General features: G+C 42.3%; 16 protein-coding genes. 4 read left to right on the forward strand and 12 right to left on the reverse strand.

Going from position 1 to position 15,950, the window contains the following annotated elements; translation table 11 throughout:
* From ACHUFN_RS00125 to ccoN, 6 genes are all read right to left on the reverse strand, one after another.
* Positions 1-2,397, reverse strand: coding sequence for a heavy metal translocating P-type ATPase (locus ACHUFN_RS00125; RefSeq protein WP_394220225.1), 2,397 nt, complete (start codon positions 2,395-2,397; stop codon positions 1-3).
* A complete protein-coding gene (locus ACHUFN_RS00130) occupies positions 2,397-2,876 on the reverse strand; it encodes a FixH family protein (protein WP_394220227.1) in 480 nt (159 codons plus the stop codon). Before ACHUFN_RS00130 ends, ACHUFN_RS00125 begins: the two co-directional genes overlap by 1 nt.
* A 215-nt stretch (positions 2,877-3,091) precedes the next feature.
* Positions 3,092-4,045, reverse strand: coding sequence for a cytochrome-c oxidase, cbb3-type subunit III (gene ccoP / locus ACHUFN_RS00135; protein ID WP_394220228.1), 954 nt, complete (start codon positions 4,043-4,045; stop codon positions 3,092-3,094).
* A gap of 16 nt (positions 4,046-4,061) precedes the next feature.
* On the reverse strand, positions 4,062-4,223 hold the full coding sequence (locus tag ACHUFN_RS00140) for a cbb3-type cytochrome oxidase subunit 3 (RefSeq protein WP_334037264.1): 162 nt from the start codon (positions 4,221-4,223) through the stop codon (positions 4,062-4,064).
* Between the two features lies 1 nt (position 4,224).
* Entirely contained in the window at positions 4,225-4,830 is a 606-nt protein-coding gene (gene ccoO / locus ACHUFN_RS00145) for a cytochrome-c oxidase, cbb3-type subunit II (protein ID WP_394220229.1), read from the reverse strand.
* A gap of 15 nt (positions 4,831-4,845) precedes the next feature.
* Positions 4,846-6,279 carry a cytochrome-c oxidase, cbb3-type subunit I gene (gene ccoN / locus ACHUFN_RS00150; RefSeq protein ID WP_394220230.1) on the reverse strand — a complete coding sequence of 478 codons (1,434 nt, stop codon included), beginning with the start codon at positions 6,277-6,279 and terminating at the stop codon, positions 4,846-4,848.
* 229 nt (positions 6,280-6,508) lie between these two features.
* On the opposite strand from ccoN, the gene ACHUFN_RS00155 reads away from it, so the two are divergent.
* Positions 6,509-6,985, forward strand: a complete 477-nt coding sequence (locus tag ACHUFN_RS00155) for a hypothetical protein (RefSeq protein WP_394220231.1) — start codon at positions 6,509-6,511, stop codon at positions 6,983-6,985.
* 189 nt (positions 6,986-7,174) lie between these two features.
* On the opposite strand, the gene bfr (ACHUFN_RS00160) is transcribed toward ACHUFN_RS00155, so the two are convergent.
* From bfr (ACHUFN_RS00160) to ACHUFN_RS00170, 3 genes are all read right to left on the reverse strand, one after another.
* Positions 7,175-7,642 carry a bacterioferritin gene (gene bfr / locus ACHUFN_RS00160; protein WP_394220232.1) on the reverse strand — a complete coding sequence of 156 codons (468 nt, stop codon included), beginning with the start codon at positions 7,640-7,642 and terminating at the stop codon, positions 7,175-7,177.
* On the reverse strand, positions 7,642-8,118 hold the full coding sequence (gene bfr, locus ACHUFN_RS00165; protein ID WP_394220233.1) for a bacterioferritin: 477 nt from the start codon (positions 8,116-8,118) through the stop codon (positions 7,642-7,644). The genes bfr (ACHUFN_RS00160) and bfr (ACHUFN_RS00165) overlap by 1 nt, the downstream gene beginning before the upstream one ends.
* A gap of 134 nt (positions 8,119-8,252) precedes the next feature.
* Entirely contained in the window at positions 8,253-9,824 is a 1,572-nt protein-coding gene (locus tag ACHUFN_RS00170; RefSeq protein ID WP_394220234.1) for a cation:proton antiporter domain-containing protein, read from the reverse strand.
* A gap of 354 nt (positions 9,825-10,178) precedes the next feature.
* Between ACHUFN_RS00170 and ACHUFN_RS00175 the strand changes: the two genes are divergently transcribed.
* On the forward strand, positions 10,179-11,810 hold the full coding sequence (locus ACHUFN_RS00175; RefSeq protein ID WP_394220235.1) for an FMN-binding glutamate synthase family protein: 1,632 nt from the start codon (positions 10,179-10,181) through the stop codon (positions 11,808-11,810).
* 105 nt (positions 11,811-11,915) lie between these two features.
* On the opposite strand, the gene ACHUFN_RS00180 is transcribed toward ACHUFN_RS00175, so the two are convergent.
* Positions 11,916-12,389: a c-type cytochrome gene (locus tag ACHUFN_RS00180; protein ID WP_394220236.1), complete on the reverse strand. Its 474-nt coding sequence runs from the start codon at positions 12,387-12,389 to the stop codon at positions 11,916-11,918.
* Between the two features lie 200 nt (positions 12,390-12,589).
* Between ACHUFN_RS00180 and ACHUFN_RS00185 the strand changes: the two genes are divergently transcribed.
* Together ACHUFN_RS00185 and ACHUFN_RS00190 are read left to right on the forward strand one after the other, a co-directional pair.
* Positions 12,590-13,012 (forward strand): universal stress protein, encoded by a 423-nt coding sequence (locus ACHUFN_RS00185; RefSeq protein ID WP_394220237.1) that lies wholly within the window; start codon positions 12,590-12,592, stop codon positions 13,010-13,012.
* 114 nt (positions 13,013-13,126) lie between these two features.
* Positions 13,127-13,483: a diacylglycerol kinase gene (locus ACHUFN_RS00190; protein WP_394220239.1), complete on the forward strand. Its 357-nt coding sequence runs from the start codon at positions 13,127-13,129 to the stop codon at positions 13,481-13,483.
* Between the two features lie 30 nt (positions 13,484-13,513).
* Here ACHUFN_RS00190 and ACHUFN_RS00195 read toward each other — a convergent pair whose 3' ends face one another.
* On the reverse strand, positions 13,514-13,864 hold the full coding sequence (locus ACHUFN_RS00195) for a hypothetical protein (protein ID WP_394220240.1): 351 nt from the start codon (positions 13,862-13,864) through the stop codon (positions 13,514-13,516).
* Positions 13,865-14,079: 215 nt separating this feature from the next.
* The gene (locus ACHUFN_RS00200) at positions 14,080-15,243 is read right to left on the reverse strand and encodes a tyrosine-type recombinase/integrase (protein ID WP_394220241.1); all 1,164 of its coding nucleotides are present in this window, start codon (positions 15,241-15,243) and stop codon (positions 14,080-14,082) included.
* Between the last annotated feature and the right edge of the window lie 707 nt (positions 15,244-15,950).

Here is a 15,950-nt window from a genome sequence, read left to right on the forward strand (position 1 = left end):
CTATTTGCTCAGTAGTCGCGTTGAGTTTGTGACAACGATGATACTGCTTAATGACATACCTACAACAGCCATCCACGGTGAAAGTAGCCCAGACACAGCGAAAGGCAGTATCAATAAATTGTAGCCGACAGACCAGCTGATATTCTGTCTTATTTTTTGCTTCACTTGATGCGCTGTTTCAATAAGTGAAGGAACCGATAGCAGCTGATCGCCCAGCAAAATAACGTCAGCGGCGGTCTTGGCAACATCGGTGGCATTTCCAACCGCAATGGCCACATCGGCGCTAGCAAGAACCGGCGCGTCATTGATACCGTCTCCCATCATCATTACTTTTGCGCCAGATTGCTGCATGGTCTGCACCAACTCGTACTTTTGTTCAGGTGTCAGACCGCCTTTAGTTGTGGTAATGGGTAAAGGTGCAGTCAACGAATCTACGTTTTGCTGAGTGTCGCCACTTAATACCGCGAGCGTGTGGTTTTTCGCCAAAATATTAAGGGTTTCTTTGGTGTCGGTACGTAGCGTATCGCGCACTTCAAACGCAGCCATTATGCGCCCTTTTACAGTAAGGAATATGTTCGCATTAGGGAAATTTTCAATTGATTTCAGGTGAGATTCGTTAACGCAATAAGCGGCTGAACCCATTGAAAACAGCGTATCGTTGATTTCACCGCTTATTCCACCTCCCGGTGTGACGGTAAAATTAGCCACGTTGTGTATAATCTCTGTGCTGAATGCCTTGGCGATAGGATGTTCTGAGCGAGACTCTAGCGCGCGGGCTATGGCCATGGCACTTTCATTATCAACACCATCGGCATACCAGGCATTTGAAATGGTAAACTTACCTTGGGTAAGCGTGCCTGTTTTATCAAGCGCTATAGTGTCGATATCAGTAATTTGTTCAAGCGCATCGGCGCGTTTTAATAAAATGCCTTGTCGATTTAGCTTTGCCATCGCGCAGGTTAGTGCCGAAGGCGTGGCCAAACCCAATGCGCAAGGGCAGGTTGCTACAAGGACTGAAATGGTTATCCAAAAAGCGTCTTCACTGCCATTGTAATACCAAAAGCTATAAGTAAGCGCGGAAATAAGCAACACCGCGCTTACAAAGTAACGTGAGAAATTATCCGCCAATTGCGCCGCTTTTGGCTTGTTTGCCATTGCGCTAGCTTGCAACCTTACAATTTGATTCACCAGGGCATTTTTTAGCGTTTGCGTAACGGTTACTGTAAGCGTACCGTCTTGGCACACTGTGCCGCCATAAACTGCACTGTTTTTCGCTTTAGCAACAGGATTAAATTCGCCGGTCAGCATAGACTCATCAACAGCGGCTTCGCCATCAGAAACGGTACCATCAATAGGAATGGTTTCACCCGGCTTGACAAGCACTACGTCGTCTATTTTTAATTGTTTTGCTAAGCACTCTGTTACGCTGCCATCTGGCATCAGTTTCGTGGCTGAAACGGGCACGTACTGCATCATGTTAGCTGAAATCTGTGCTGCGCGATGGCGGCTTCGGTGTTCAAGGAATCGACTTAGCAATAGCAGAAAAATGAACATACAAATCGATTCGAAATACACTTCGCCTTGCTCTAATACTGTAGAGCGAATACCTGCAATGTAAGTACCGAATATGGCAAGTGTAACGGGTACATCCATATTAACTGTGCGTGCACTTAACGCTTTGGCCGCGCCTACATAAAACGTGCTACCTGAGTAAAGCACTACTGGTGTAGTTAGAGTAAGGGCAACCCAATAAAAGTACTGGCGGGTTTCTAGCTCTATAGCACCAAACCAGTCAAAATAAAGGCCTGTCATTAGCATCATGACTTGCATGGTCATAATGCCGGCCAGCCCTAACTTTTTCAGAAAGGTCTTTTGTTCGCGTTTGTAGCTGGCTTCATGTTCGTCTGGGTGAAAAGGCGAGCCCACATACCCAATGCGCTTAAGCGTTGAGAGGATTTGACTAAGCTTTATTTGAAAAGGCGACCAAGTAACCAGTGCGCGGCGTTCTTGAACATTTACTGCAACCTGCTTAATACCTTCTACCTTAGACAGCTGCTTTTCAATAAGCCAACCACACGCTGCACAGGTAATACCCTCAAGGGTAAGCTGAATTTGCTTGTCTTGGCCTTCATCAAATACGAACTCTTCTTGAAGGGATGGGTCGTCATAAACTTTAAGCTTATCGAGTGTCTCAAGAATGCCATCGTCAGACTTTTGAGCTGGCTCTGTTCTAAACTGATAATAGTCTTCAAGCCCGTTGCCCACGATCGCTTCCGCAACCGCCAAACAACCAGGGCAACACATTTCGCGCTGCTGTCCTAAAATTACTGTGTTGAATTTTCCATGGTCGTGGCTCGCAACGGGCAAACCACAGTGATAACAGTCGTACTTAGCCATTATGGATTGAATTTCATTTTACCAGAGTGGGGCAGATAGACCGTATTTTGAATTTTCCAGCTATCGTCAATAGGTGTTAGCGAAATGCGCCATTTTCCATCTAGGTTCTCTTCTACGAAGCCACGGTAAATACCATTGGCATCGCGGCTTAATAAAATGCTTACATCTCGCTCTTCAAGAGTTACATGGTAAAAACTCAGTTTTACCGCGTTACCTTCTTGTGGAATGCCCGAATGAAACTGCAATGCAATACTGCCGTCCTTGATAGTTAAATCGGTAGTGATGTTCATTCGCCGTGCCACCGCTTCTTTATCTAAACGGGCGTTAATGGCTTTACCTTCTTTGTAATAATCGTCAACCACTAAGCTATCTTCGGTTGAAATAGCAAGGTTCAACAACACGCCGCCCATAATAAGGGTGACAATGGGAACGGCAATCAAAAACCAGGGCCAGAACTCTTTATACCAGGGTCTATTCATCGAAATTTTTACTCGTGGTTACTACACAACAACATATTTATTTTTACTGCGTTCAAAGTGACGTATAAGGCAATAACCATAAATATGGCGTTGATGAGTTGGCAATTTTTACGCGGCTTTTAATGCCCGCAACTGACTACTTAGATGGCTGTATTTTCTCATAAAAAAAGCCCCGTGATAACGAGGCTTTTTAAGATATTTAATGATTTACATCATTAATCATTTGAAAGGCTGTAAACATACGCAGCAACAACGTGAATTTTGTCATCACCCAAGGTATTCTTGAATGAAGGCATTACACCGTTACGACCATAAGTCAGCGTTTCTGTTACCGCTCTGTGGCTGCCGCCATAAAGCCAGATGTTGTCAGTTAGGTTTGGAGCACCTAGTGCTTGGTTACCTTTACCGTCCATACCGTGACACGCCGCACACGCTGCGAAACGCGCTTTACCCGCTTCAGCAAGTTGTGGGTCTACATCGCGACCGCTAAGACTTAGTACATAGTTAACCACTTCCTCGATACCGTCTTCACCCATTGCATCTAGCCAAGCAGGCATTGCCGCTCTTCTACCAAGTTGAAGGGTTTCAACAATTTTCGCACCTGAACCACCGTACAACCAATCGTCGTCAGTTAGGTTAGGGAAGCCACCATTTTGACCTCGAGCATCAGAACCGTGACACTGAGAGCAATTTTGTAGGAACAAACGCTGTCCTACTTTATTTGCTTCAGGGTCTTTAGCCAGTTCTTCTACTGGAACTTTGGCATACGCTTCGAAGATCGGATCGAACTTCTCAGCGGCAAAATCCAATTCACGGTCATACTCAACTAAATAGCCTTGCTCTTTCGCGTCAATTCGCGCTTGCATAGACTCTTCCAGCGATTGAATATTTTGGTTAGAGCTTCTCCAGCCCAAAATACCTTCATATGCACCTAGGCCTGGATAAAGCGCCAGATATAAAAAGCCCCAAACGATGGTCATGTAGAACATAATTGTCCACCAACGAGGAAGCTGGTTGTTCAGTTCCTCGATACCATCGAATTTGTGACCCATAGACTCACCTTCAGCTACGCCGGTCTTATTAGAAAGGCACCAGCGAAGAAGGAAGTAGCAACCAATGATCAACCCTAGGGTTATCACTGAAATCCAAATTGTCCAAAACATACTCATGAGTTCAAGACTCCTGCTAATCTTCTTTTGATTTTTCTTTTTCTTCGTCTGCAAACGGCAAGTTTGCGGCTTCATCGAACTTTTTCTTGTTGCGGCTGCTAAATGCCCACCAAACAACGCCGATGAAGCTTACAAAGACGATGACAGTAAAAATGCTGCCTACAATACCTTGGTCCATATTATTTCAAATGTGTGCCAAGAGACTGTAGGTAAGCAATAAGGGCTTGCATTTCCGTTTTACCCTGTACTGCCGCTTTCGCACCCGCGATATCTTCGTCGGTATACGGAACGCCGAAGCCACGGAACACTTCCATTTTTTCAGCTGTTAACTCGCCGTCAAGCGTGTTTTCCGCAAGCCAAGGGAACCCTGGCATGTTCGACTCTGGAACCACGTTACGAGGATTAATCAGGTGAACTCGGTGCCATTCGTCACTGTAGCGACCACCAACACGCGCCAAGTCTGGGCCAGTACGTTTAGAACCCCAAAGGAAAGGGTGCTCCCATACTGACTCACCAGCAACGCTGTAGTGACCATAACGCTCTGTTTCTGCACGGAATGGACGGATCATCTGGCTGTGACAGCCTACGCAACCTTCACGAATGTAAATGTCACGGCCTTCTAGCTCAAGCGCGGTATATGGACGTAAGCCTGTTACCGGTTCCATGGTTTGCTGTTGAAACATCAACGGCGTAATTTGAACCATGGCACCGAAGCTGATAGCGATAAGGATTAATACCGTTAACAGACCGACGTTCTTTTCAATTAACTCATGTGCGTTTTTCATTATTCGTCTCCTTTACTACGCTGGCTGAGTCGCTGGGTCTGCAGCGATACTGCCTTTAGGTGCACGAACGGTTTTCCATGTGTTGTATGCCATAACCAGCATACCAGCAACAACGAAAACACCACCAATGAAACGAACTACATAGAAAGGCTTAGACGCTTCTAATGACTCAACAAAACTGTAGGTCAAGGTACCGTCAGCATTAACTGCGCGCCACATTAGACCTTGAAGTACACCAGACATCCACATTGCAACTATGTATAGAACAACACCAATTGTTGCGAACCAGAAGTGCACATTAACCAGTTTAGTGCTGTACATTGCGCGTTGGCCAAATAGCACTGGAATTAAGTGGTAAATTGAACCAATTGAAACCATTGCAACCCAACCTAGTGCACCAGAGTGTACGTGACCAATTGTCCAGTCAGTATAGTGAGATAGTGCATTAACGGTCTTAATTGCCATCATTGGGCCTTCGAAGGTAGACATACCGTAGAAAGACAATGAAACAATAAGGAAACGCAATACAGGGTCGGTACGTAGTTTATGCCACGCGCCTGAAAGCGTCATAATACCGTTTATCATACCACCCCAAGATGGAACGAACAGGATAACAGACATTACCATACCCAATGACTGCGTCCAGTCTGGTAGGGCAGTGTAGTGTAGGTGGTGAGGACCCGCCCAGATATACAGAGAGATAAGTGCCCAGAAGTGAACAATTGACAGTCTGTATGAATAAACCGGGCGACCAGCTTGCTTAGGTACGAAGTAGTACATCATACCAAGGAAGCCCGCAGTTAGGAAAAAGCCTACCGCGTTGTGGCCGTACCACCACTGCATCATAGCGTCTACAGCGCCTGCATACAGTGAATACGATTTAGTGAAAGATACCGGAATAGCCATGCTGTTACCAATATGAAGAATTGCAACAGTTAGCATGAACGCGCCCAAGAACCAGTTCGCAACATATATGTGCGATACTTTACGGATAACTAAGGTTCCGAAGAAGTTAATGATATAAGCGACCCACACCAGTGCCAAAAGAATATCAATTGGCCATTCCAGTTCAGCGTATTCCTTCGAGCTAGTTAAACCCAAAGGAAGGGTGATAACAGCTAAAACGATAACGGCTTGCCAACCCCAAAAGGTAAATGCGGCAAGTTTGTCACTGAACAGTCTTACCTGGCAGGTACGCTGAACGATGTAGTACGACGTTGCAAAAAGCGCACAGCCGCCGAAGGCAAAAATAACGGCGTTAGTGTGCAACGGACGCAAACGTGAGAATGTTAGCCATGGTGTGTCAAAGTTAAGCATAGGTGCAAACAATTGCGCAGCAATGAATACCCCCAGGCCCATACCAATGATACCCCAGACTATGGTCATGATGGTAAATTGCCTAACTACTTTATAATTGTAATTAGGTTGTGCTTGGCTTATTTCACTCATTTTAATGAATCTTCCACTTCAAATGAACTATGGTCTCCAACTGCCAAAATAGTGCGGCCGAGACGTGTACCGAAAAAGGAATAACGCTTCACACCGAGCTCGGAAAGAGTAATAATTATTGTCTCCAAGCCAGTTGGTACGCGGATGATAAGGTTTTTAATTACAAAAAGATACCATAAACTACCTTAGCTTGATCTCCGTCAATGAAGAAATACATAAAATTTAAGATATGCTAAATAGCGATAACAATAAACGATCAAAAATTTTACATTCCCAGCTGCCATTGGTCGCTATTATTGTGGTAGCAGTGTGTGTTTATTTAGCGCATAAATTCCAATCAACGGCGTTTAAAGAAACAAGCGTAGTTAATGGAATAGGAAACAGCTGCAATTTTGTCAATGAAACTTGCGAATTCTTAATTGATGGCAAGATAGCCATTGCTACATTTTCAACCGCCCCAATACCTGAAGAGTCAGTGACTCTTAAGCTTTTTATTCCGCAAAATCAAAGTATTGAAAGTGCCTGGATAGAGGGCGTTAATATGTATATGGGTAAAATTCCTGTTTTGTTGAATGATAACGGAGAAGGGAAGTGGTCGGGATGGTTTATGCTTGGCAGTTGTAGTGAGCCAGTTATGAAATGGCAGCTGCGTTTAAATATAGAAGGGAAGGAAAGCCCAAGCTATTTGTATTTTGTGACGCAGTAATATAGCACCACTTTACTGTGGTAAATAAGCTTCAATTTGCTAGCAGTAAATGTTAACAATACGCGTATTTAACTAAAACTATCGCGTAAACACGGTAAATCTTAAAGAGATAGCGAAATTGTTTTCAAAAAGAAACACATAATAAATAGCCGCCTAAGAAGGCGGCTATTTTCGTTTTATATGATTCAGCTACATTTGAGATTGTAAGTAATTTTGCAGACCAATGCGCTTTATAAGCCCAAGCTGTTGCTCAAGCCAATGTGCATGATCCATTTCTGTGTCATCAAGCAGGACAATAAGCATGTCGCGCGTCACATAATCATTTTCTTTTTCGCACAATGCAATGACTTCGCGCAACTTTGCGTCTACTTCATACTCAACGCGTAAGTCACTCTCTAGCATTTCTGGCACATCCTTACCTACCTTGAAGCCAGTGCGCTTCGTCATGTCCGGTGTGCCTTCTAAAAACAGCATTCTCTCAATCAGTTTAGTTGCGTGACCACGTTCGTCGTCGAACTCGTGATCGATTCGCTCGTAAAGTTTATTCAAGCCCCAATCAAGATACATTTGAGAGTGAATAAAATATTGGTCCATGGCCGCTAACTCATAAGAGAGCAGCTCATTCAAACCGTTGTTAATTGACTTATTACCTTTCATTAGTCATCTCCCATTACTTGTGCCTGCAGGTAGTTCTCTATACCCATAGCGTCAATCTGATATTCTTGCGTTTCAATCCAGTCTAAATGCTCTTCTTCGTATTCAAGAAGTTCTTCTAACAGGTCACGAGAAACGTAATCCTGCTTTTCTTCGCACAATGCAATGGCTTCACGTAATAGAGGAAGCTGTTCTTTCTGGAATCGTGCATCGCATGACAGCATTTCAACCGTATCCTCGCCAATGTAAAGCTTACCTAGCGCCTGAAGATTCGGAAGCCCTTCAAGAAAAAGAATGCGTTCGATGAGATCATCGGCTTGCTTCATATCCTTAATGGATTTTTTATAATTCTTTTCGTTAAGTTCAGAAAAACCCCAGTTCTTGAACATACGAGCGTGCAGAAAGTATTGATTTATAGAAGTAAGTTCGCAAGTAAGTACTTCGTTCAACTTGGCAACAACTTGTCTATCACCTTGCATTGTGAAAACCCTATTAACGTATTTTCAGAAAGTATAGTAGATCTTTGTGCAAATGTCAAAAAAGTCTTTGTAAAACAGTTGTTTACAAACGATAACGTTTCTCAATTTATCCATTGTTCGTATTTAGAACAGCGTTACTGTTGCTCTTGAGCGTACGCAAGGCTTTCTTCAGCAAAACCAAGCCCGGCCTCAGTAAAGAAGTTGAACACCTTGTCGACACCATTCTCTAGCAGATAAGGCACTTCATCTTCATAACGTGCAATTGCTGCCACCTTCCCAGCATACCCGGCGTTTTTGAGCTGACGTGTAATGTTTATTGAATCTTGTATCGACGGTAGCGCAAGCAATACCAACTCTACTTGCTTTATATCAAGGTTATCCCATAAATCGACATCTTCGCCGTCACCACATATTACATTTAAACCTTCTTCGGCTAATTCCTTAACTTTGACCCTATCGGCGTCCATTCCCCAAACATTTACATCGGTTAGTTTTGAAAGCGCATTGAATGCACCTCGACCAACTCGACCCATCCCTAATACCAAGAACTCTGCTTTATAGAGTGTTGGGTAAATATCTTCTTTAAGGCGCCTTTCTTTTTCAAAACGCTTAATAGTGTGTTTGTACTGGTGATACTGAGAATGAGAGTTGCGGTACAGCACACTGGTAAAAACAAACGAGATAGAGACTGCAAGTGCGATTACTACAAGCCAAGTGTCTGCTATTAATCCAAGAGAAACCGCGAGCGCGCCAACAATTAGTCCAAATTCGCTGTAGTTAGAAAGCACCAAACTACTTAAGTAAGCGGTGCGCCCACGTAGCCTAAGAGAAGTGAATAACCCAAAGAACAATGCGGCTTTTAGTGGAATGAATAAGCAAAACACAAGTGCGAGTAGGAACATACTGAGACTTGGAAGTGCAGTAAGACCAATAGTTAAGAAAAAACCGATTAAGAATAAGTCTTTAAAACTGAGTAGCGACTTTGCAAGCTCTGAAGCTTTCTCATGTTGAGCAATCATAATACCGAATATGAGTGCGCCTAGATCGCCCTTAATATTAACTAACTCAAAAACGTGATAACCCCCAAGCGCCAAAATGAACCCCGTAAGCGGTAGGAGTTCGCCGTGCCCTGATTTGTTTATCATTTTGTTAATAATGGGCATTGCTGGGAAAAGAGCAAATAGCGCAAGTGCCCATACGGAAGGCAATTTTCCAGTGGCGGCTACCAAAAAAATTACCGCGAAAACATCCTGCATTACTAAAATGCCGATAGCCAGTCGGCCGTGACGTGTTTTGCTTTCTCCGCTTTCTTCTAATACTTTAACCACGCATACTGTGCTGCTAAAGCTAAGCGCGAAAGCGATTAATGCGGCACTTTTCCAAGTCAGTTCATCAACATAACTAGCGGCTATTGCGCCCAACAAAAAAACACAACAAGTAATTAGACCGACCCATATCAACGTGTGAGAAATGCTTCCCGCCCACACTTCTCGACGACTTAAATCTCTAATATTTAGCTTTAAACCTATGGTAAAAAGCATAATAGTGATACCCAAGTTGGCAATTTGCGTTAAATCTTCAGTAAGCGTATAGCCTACGAAATTTAATAAAAAGCCAGCCACAAGATAGCCAACTAATGGAGGGATGCCGATAAGTTTTACCGTTAAACCGCAGACAAATGCGAAGAGAAGAAATGCATACTCCATGAATTACCTTTCATTAATTGTTGAACGTAAATTCCGTTACCTAAAAAGGTCAAACTACCTTTATACACCAAAATAGTTGGCCCCCATTAAATAAAAAAGAGTAAATTGCACTGACTATTTTGGAAAAAACGAAGCAATAAGACTAGCATGTAATGAGTTGTTTTCGCAGTATAAAAAGACAATTTTGAAGTGAAAATGGTAACGCGTAACCAATAATTTGGTTGTTATCTGTTTTCTCATTCATTTATAAATCAGCAGATTACTTGGGATATGAATCTAGTTGATGTATTTGAGTGTATTGAAATGAGTGTGGCTTCATTCTTTAAGCAAAGCCGCCAGTAATAAGGAATTTAAATGCGTTTAACACTCCTCACTATATTATGCCTATTGGTGGCCATAAACGTGGTAATTGGTTTTGTGTGGTCTCCGATGTGGTGGTTTCTTTTGCTTTCAGCTCTTCTGTTAGCGCTTGGTCTTTATGATGCCGTTCAAACCAAGCACGCCATATTAAGAAACTTTCCCCTTGTTGGCCGAGCCCGCTGGATCATAGAAAGCTTAAGACCTTATATTCAACAATACATCATTGAAACTGATACCGGGGGCACGCCAATCTCTCGTATGTTTCGTTCAATCGTTTATCAACGGGCGAAAAACAGTAGAGAAACGGTTCCTTTCGGTACACAACTTGATACGTATAAAGATGGTTACGAGTGGATTGGTCATTCTTTATCTGCGCGTGAGGTTGAAGATATGGATGAAGATCCGCGAGTGCAAATAGGCGGCCCGCACTGCAAAAAGCCTTATCATGCCAGCGTGTTAAATATCAGTGCAATGAGCTTTGGTAGCTTATCTAAAAATGCCATTCTTGCTTTGAATAAAGGCGCAGCCAAAGGTGGCTTTTATCACAACACGGGTGAGGGCGGGTTGACACCTTACCACCTTGAGAATGGTGGCGATGTGGTGTGGCAGATAGGAACGGGATATTTTGGATGCCGTAACAAAGACGGTGGCTTTGACGCTGAACAGTTCAAAGAAAAAGCGCGTTTAGAAAACGTTAAAATGATTGAAATCAAGCTTAGCCAGGGTGCAAAACCGGGCCATGGGGGCATACTGCCAGCTTATAAAAATACACCGGAAATTGCTAAAATCAGAGGTGTAGAGCCTGGTGTACAAGTTGATTCACCGCCAAGGCATAAAGCATTTTCAACACCTTTAGAAATGATCGATTTCATATCTGAATTGCGTAGCTTAAGCGGATTTAAGCCAGTCGGTATTAAGCTTGCGCTAGGGCGAAAAAGTGAGTTTATAGCCATGTGTAAAGCCATGGTAGAAAAGGGGGTGACACCCGATTTCATTACAGTTGATGGCGGAGAGGGCGGCACGGGTGCGGCGCCGTTGGAATATACTAACTCTATCGGTTTTCCGCTACGCGAGGCATTAGCATTTGTTGATGACTGCTTAACTGGTTTTGCACTTCGCGACAAAATTAAAATCATTGCTTCTGGTAAGATTATCACAGCATTTCAAATCGCTAAAAACCTAAGCTTAGGCGCAGATGTTTGCAACAGTGCTAGAGGTATGATGTTGGCATTGGGCTGTGTTCAATCACTTTCATGTAATACAAATAAATGTCCCACTGGCGTTGCAACTCAAGATCCGAAACTTGCTAGGGGTTTAAATGTAGAAGATAAATATGAACGTGTTTTTCGTTTTCACAAGAAGACAGTACATGCATTGATGGATATCTTGTCTTCAACCGGGCATGTAAAAACGAGCGAGTTAAACCGAACGCACATTTTTAGACGAGTAGACCAGTGTCACGTTGCGCGCTACGATGAAATATTTCCACTAGTGAAGACGGGCAGTTTCTTGGTCGACGAGGCACCAGAAAGATATAAGCTACACTTGAAAGAAGGTAACGCAGATAGTTTTATGCCGTGCAGTTTACTAGCGGAAATTGAGAAGGAAACAAAAGCAGTATCGTAAGTGATGCTCGCGATACTGCGATTAGTCTTGTTTATGTTCTATAACCATTTTCTATGCGCATTTCAAAATAGAACGCGCATGTAAAGTTTAAGAGCCCCTATATTGCTAACCTTCATTTTTGTCAGGAATACGCAATTGATAAAGGCGATAATCGCTTGTTCTATATGGCGTGACTTTATATTTAGGCTGTAGATAAGCAACCAAATCAATCAACTCCGATACGGTAAGTTCGTCATTTACAATGCGCATAAATGACACGCCGTCTTCGCTTGTAAAACTTGCTGGTTGACGAGGCGTAAGTTTATGAGAAGGGTTAATGATACTCGTCACTAATTCAGCGTAAGTTTTAATTCTTCCGCTACTTCCACCCAATGGAATAGGTTTAGCCACCAAATATTGCGCATCCTCCGGTGCTTTCTCGCCAGCTATTCTGTGGCAGTCTTGGCACTGGTACTTTTTAAATACCTTAAGCCCTTTTTCCATGTCACCTTCAGGTAAGCTGAAACCTCTAGGGGAGTCTGCACCTTGATCACATGCAAAGAGCAACAGCGATATTAGTACTATTAACGTCGATCTCATAATTTGTTCCTTATTAAAGGTTACCTGACAATTTTGTTAGTTGCTTGGTATAAAGTAAGTATGAATTACTTGTCGAATCAAATATTGACCTAGCGCAAGGTATAAGCACTTGGACCGTACTATTATTTTGTAAGCATAAATAGCGGTACGCCTAAACGCAATGAATGTTCTTCTACCGCCCTTGATTTTGGAGAAAAACGATGCAAAGTTACGACACTATTTTAGTTCCAATTGATGTGTATTCAGACTATGAGTTAGTTGTGGAAAAAGCGTTGGCTATTGCAGGTGACAGCCATAAAATTCATTTACTTTATGTAGCGTATCCGCAAGCTAACATGGAACCATACGGCTTATTTTTAGATAGAGACTTTTCTGAAGAAGTAAGAGAGCAGGCGCTTAAACAACTAAAAGATGTAGCATCGAAGCATGATATACCTTATAGCCACGTAAATGTAGAAATAGGTTCACCTGCTGATGAAATTCATCATATGGCCGAAAAAATCAACGCTGATCTTATTGTTGTTGGTACACATGGACAAAGTGGTTTGCGTTTACTGCTAGGCTCTACTGCCAATGCGGTGCTACATGGTGTGAAAACTGACGTGCTAGCGGTAAAAGTCTGATCTTATTGAATATAAGATATATTTGGCATGTTTAAAACGCGTGAAAAAACTAACGTAGCGTCATTTAGGTGTAATGAATATTAGATAGCGTAGTGGTTTTTGCGAGTTTGAATCATGATGACCAAACGAACGGGCCTAAGTAGGCTTTTTTACGCTACCTACTATTCGATGAAAGGATTAAAAGCTGCGTTTTTAAGTGAGGCCGCAATAAGACAGGAACTAATCGCAATGATTATCTTAATTCCTGTGGCATTCTACGTTGAAGTCTCGCAGATAGAGCGGCTTTTTCTAATTACATCACTATTCATAGTTTTAGTTACAGAGCTTCTCAATACTGCAGTTGAAAAGCTCTGCGACCACGTTAGTACAGATATTCACCTATTAATTGGGCGAGCGAAAGACATCGGCTCAGCGGCCGTATTTGTTAGTTTAGTGCTTGCATGCTTAATCTGGATAACCGTTTTATGGTAACTACAAGAGCATGCTTCAAAACATTGGCTGCTATAGTGGCCTAATCTTTTCTTGGCAACTCTCGTCTACCAATGTTCTTATGGTACTGTCTAAGTTTTTTAGGTGAGAGTAGTGCAGCGAGGTCTCACCGCCCTTGTTTAAATCTTTAATTGTGAACACTACGTCGTCAGCTCTTGAGGTAACGCAAATTCGAACTTGCTTGTCAGATTGAGCAAACGGCACATGTAAATACAAGGGTTCATTGTGTTCATTTAAGTACTCGACGGCCGACTCCTGAGACTTAAACGGGTCTTGTTTTTCGGGCTGAAGGCGCCAAGACGAAGATGGAACAACCATTTCCGCTAACAATTTTCCATGCTTTGTGTCGATTCCACTGCTCATATAAAGCTCCTTTATTTTACGCTTTGGTCGTATCTAATGAATAACAATGCGCATTCAAGTTTTGATCGTGCCATATGAATACAACCACTTAATACGCACACTTAGCGTTTTAAGATTGATAGCAGATTTAGGTAAAGTAAAGGGAGAGAAGGGGAAATAACCCGCATTTGGTTAGGCGTAACCTATGGCTCGGTGCATGACCGATATATTCTGTCTTATCTATTTCGTTTTGCCGAAAGTTTTGCCATACCTCCGCGTTTTACATTGGCTTGCTTGGTATAATGACCTGGCATCTCTGGAGATTGCCATCCTCCGGCAAGTTGCAACTCTGGTAACGACGCACCATCTTCGGCTAGTGAAACAGCGCCGCCAACTCTTCCACTATGTGGCGTAATATTTTCTCTAATTCCTGCTCTTTTGGCGATGCGCTGCCAAATTCTATAAATGCTTGAGTAATTCAGAACATTAGCCTTATAACTTGGAACATGCTCATTGAATGGAAGCAGAGCAGTTTTATGATTTGTAAGGCGCCTGAACAAAATGCCGCTGTGTAATCCACGTAAATCAGAAGTATGCCTTGGAAGTTTCGTCTTTGGATCTAAATTTGCCTCATTGATATATTCTTGCACCATGGAAATAGTACTTGAAGAAACAAACCTGTATTGGCCTTGGCCCGACTGGTCGTTTTTTGATGAAACAACAAGCAAAGAATTATTTCTTGCAGAGATATCTTCTACGCATACTCGCACAAGTTCATCTGCACGAAGTAAAGCATCAAACATTAAGTTAATTATTGCCACGTCTCTTAACTCTAATAGAGAATCGGGAATGATGGCGTTATTTATTTGCTCTAACATTTCGATGGTCAAAGGCACGGCTTGTTTTTGTGAGAAGCGAAACTTTCTATTTTCTATAAGAGACAAACGAATAAAGTCACGTAGGTAAGCTGATTGAATAATTGGATTGGGTAATTTAGCCACACCTAAGAACTTGCTCAGCGCAGATAATCTTCGTTTAATTGTTCTATAGGCGAGGGGAGAACGACACAACACTTCTACATATTTCTTAACACAGTATTCGTTGTGTTCAAATGTAGCGGAAAAACCACCCAGGCCATTTTGCCTACAAAACAGTGCGAATTCGTTGTAGTCACTAATGTAAGCACGTTGCGTGTTGTAAGGTAATTTAGTAAAAATGTCACGAAAATAATGCTCAACTCTATGAGCAGACGTGCTATCTGCTATGGGCGTAAAACTTCCTTGGAATTCGTCATTCGACTTTATGTTGTCACTCTCCGTTTGAAATAAACTACGATTATTCGTTGGTTTCGTATTATCCTTATACGATGGCAACGTCGTAGATTTGAAATTTGAAGACATAGGAAGACCTAATTTTGAAGCGCTTTTAAACGGTTGTAAAAGGATTATGTAGACTTAACAGTGTTTTGTATGTCATTGATATTTATAGATATTCACGCATGATAACTGTAATTATCATGCGTGAAGTTGTGTGAAAACACGATAAATAACCCTTTTAAGCATTTACTAAAACCAACTACTTGTGCAAGTGACACTAGCTAAAGTTCTTTAAGATGTAACTCTATCACAATACTGTTTTTATATACAGCTTAGTGCCGCTTGCCATCACATTATGTGGTTGCTCTTAAACTTTCTCGCCATATTAACAGGCAAATTCGGCATTAGCTGCTTAAATTTAAGGCTGCTTTGGCCGTGCGCTACGTGAAATCTATAAGGTAATACCCCTAAAATCTTCTCAGATTTTACGTAGCGACGCCTGAAAAATAGGCTATAAATGTCGAGCTAACATCCCAGAAAAGATAAAAAGTTTTTTATGTGTAGTGTGGAATTAATGCTTTCTTCTTTCACTTAACGTGCAGTCAGCTTTACGAACTTTTACAGCGGCGGAAATAGGTAACACTAAATGTTAGTAGTCCCGAAGTTAAAACGTGCGCATGTAATTTCAAAGCTATTTTAAATAGGCTCTTTTATCCATAAATAATTAATTCAACTGCCGTGTGCCTTGTAATTACATTTATTGTTAATCAACCAAAAGCAGCCATATTTTT

This window comes from Alteromonas gracilis (assembly GCF_043642145.1).
In the GTDB taxonomy this organism is placed as follows: Bacteria; Pseudomonadota; Gammaproteobacteria; order Enterobacterales; family Alteromonadaceae; genus Alteromonas; species Alteromonas gracilis_B.

Bases quoted from the DNA above. Each gene is read 5' to 3' on its own strand.
- ACHUFN_RS00125 (WP_394220225.1), bottom strand. From the start codon at position 2,397: ATGGCTAAGTACGACTGTTATCACTGTGGTTTGCCCGTTGCGAGCCAC.
- ACHUFN_RS00130 (WP_394220227.1), bottom strand. From the start codon at position 2,876: ATGAATAGACCCTGGTATAAAGAGTTCTGGCCCTGGTTTTTGATTGCC.
- ccoP (WP_394220228.1), bottom strand. From the start codon at position 4,045: ATGAGTATGTTTTGGACAATTTGGATTTCAGTGATAACCCTAGGGTTG.
- ACHUFN_RS00140 (WP_334037264.1), bottom strand. From the start codon at position 4,223: ATGGACCAAGGTATTGTAGGCAGCATTTTTACTGTCATCGTCTTTGTA.
- ccoO (WP_394220229.1), bottom strand. From the start codon at position 4,830: ATGAAAAACGCACATGAGTTAATTGAAAAGAACGTCGGTCTGTTAACG.
- ccoN (WP_394220230.1), bottom strand. From the start codon at position 6,279: ATGAGTGAAATAAGCCAAGCACAACCTAATTACAATTATAAAGTAGTT.
- ACHUFN_RS00155 (WP_394220231.1), top strand. From the start codon at position 6,509: ATGCTAAATAGCGATAACAATAAACGATCAAAAATTTTACATTCCCAG.
- bfr (WP_394220232.1), bottom strand. From the start codon at position 7,642: ATGAAAGGTAATAAGTCAATTAACAACGGTTTGAATGAGCTGCTCTCT.
- bfr (WP_394220233.1), bottom strand. From the start codon at position 8,118: ATGCAAGGTGATAGACAAGTTGTTGCCAAGTTGAACGAAGTACTTACT.
- ACHUFN_RS00170 (WP_394220234.1), bottom strand. From the start codon at position 9,824: ATGGAGTATGCATTTCTTCTCTTCGCATTTGTCTGCGGTTTAACGGTA.
- ACHUFN_RS00175 (WP_394220235.1), top strand. From the start codon at position 10,179: ATGCGTTTAACACTCCTCACTATATTATGCCTATTGGTGGCCATAAAC.
- ACHUFN_RS00180 (WP_394220236.1), bottom strand. From the start codon at position 12,389: ATGAGATCGACGTTAATAGTACTAATATCGCTGTTGCTCTTTGCATGT.
- ACHUFN_RS00185 (WP_394220237.1), top strand. From the start codon at position 12,590: ATGCAAAGTTACGACACTATTTTAGTTCCAATTGATGTGTATTCAGAC.
- ACHUFN_RS00190 (WP_394220239.1), top strand. From the start codon at position 13,127: ATGATGACCAAACGAACGGGCCTAAGTAGGCTTTTTTACGCTACCTAC.
- ACHUFN_RS00195 (WP_394220240.1), bottom strand. From the start codon at position 13,864: ATGAGCAGTGGAATCGACACAAAGCATGGAAAATTGTTAGCGGAAATG.
- ACHUFN_RS00200 (WP_394220241.1), bottom strand. From the start codon at position 15,243: ATGTCTTCAAATTTCAAATCTACGACGTTGCCATCGTATAAGGATAAT.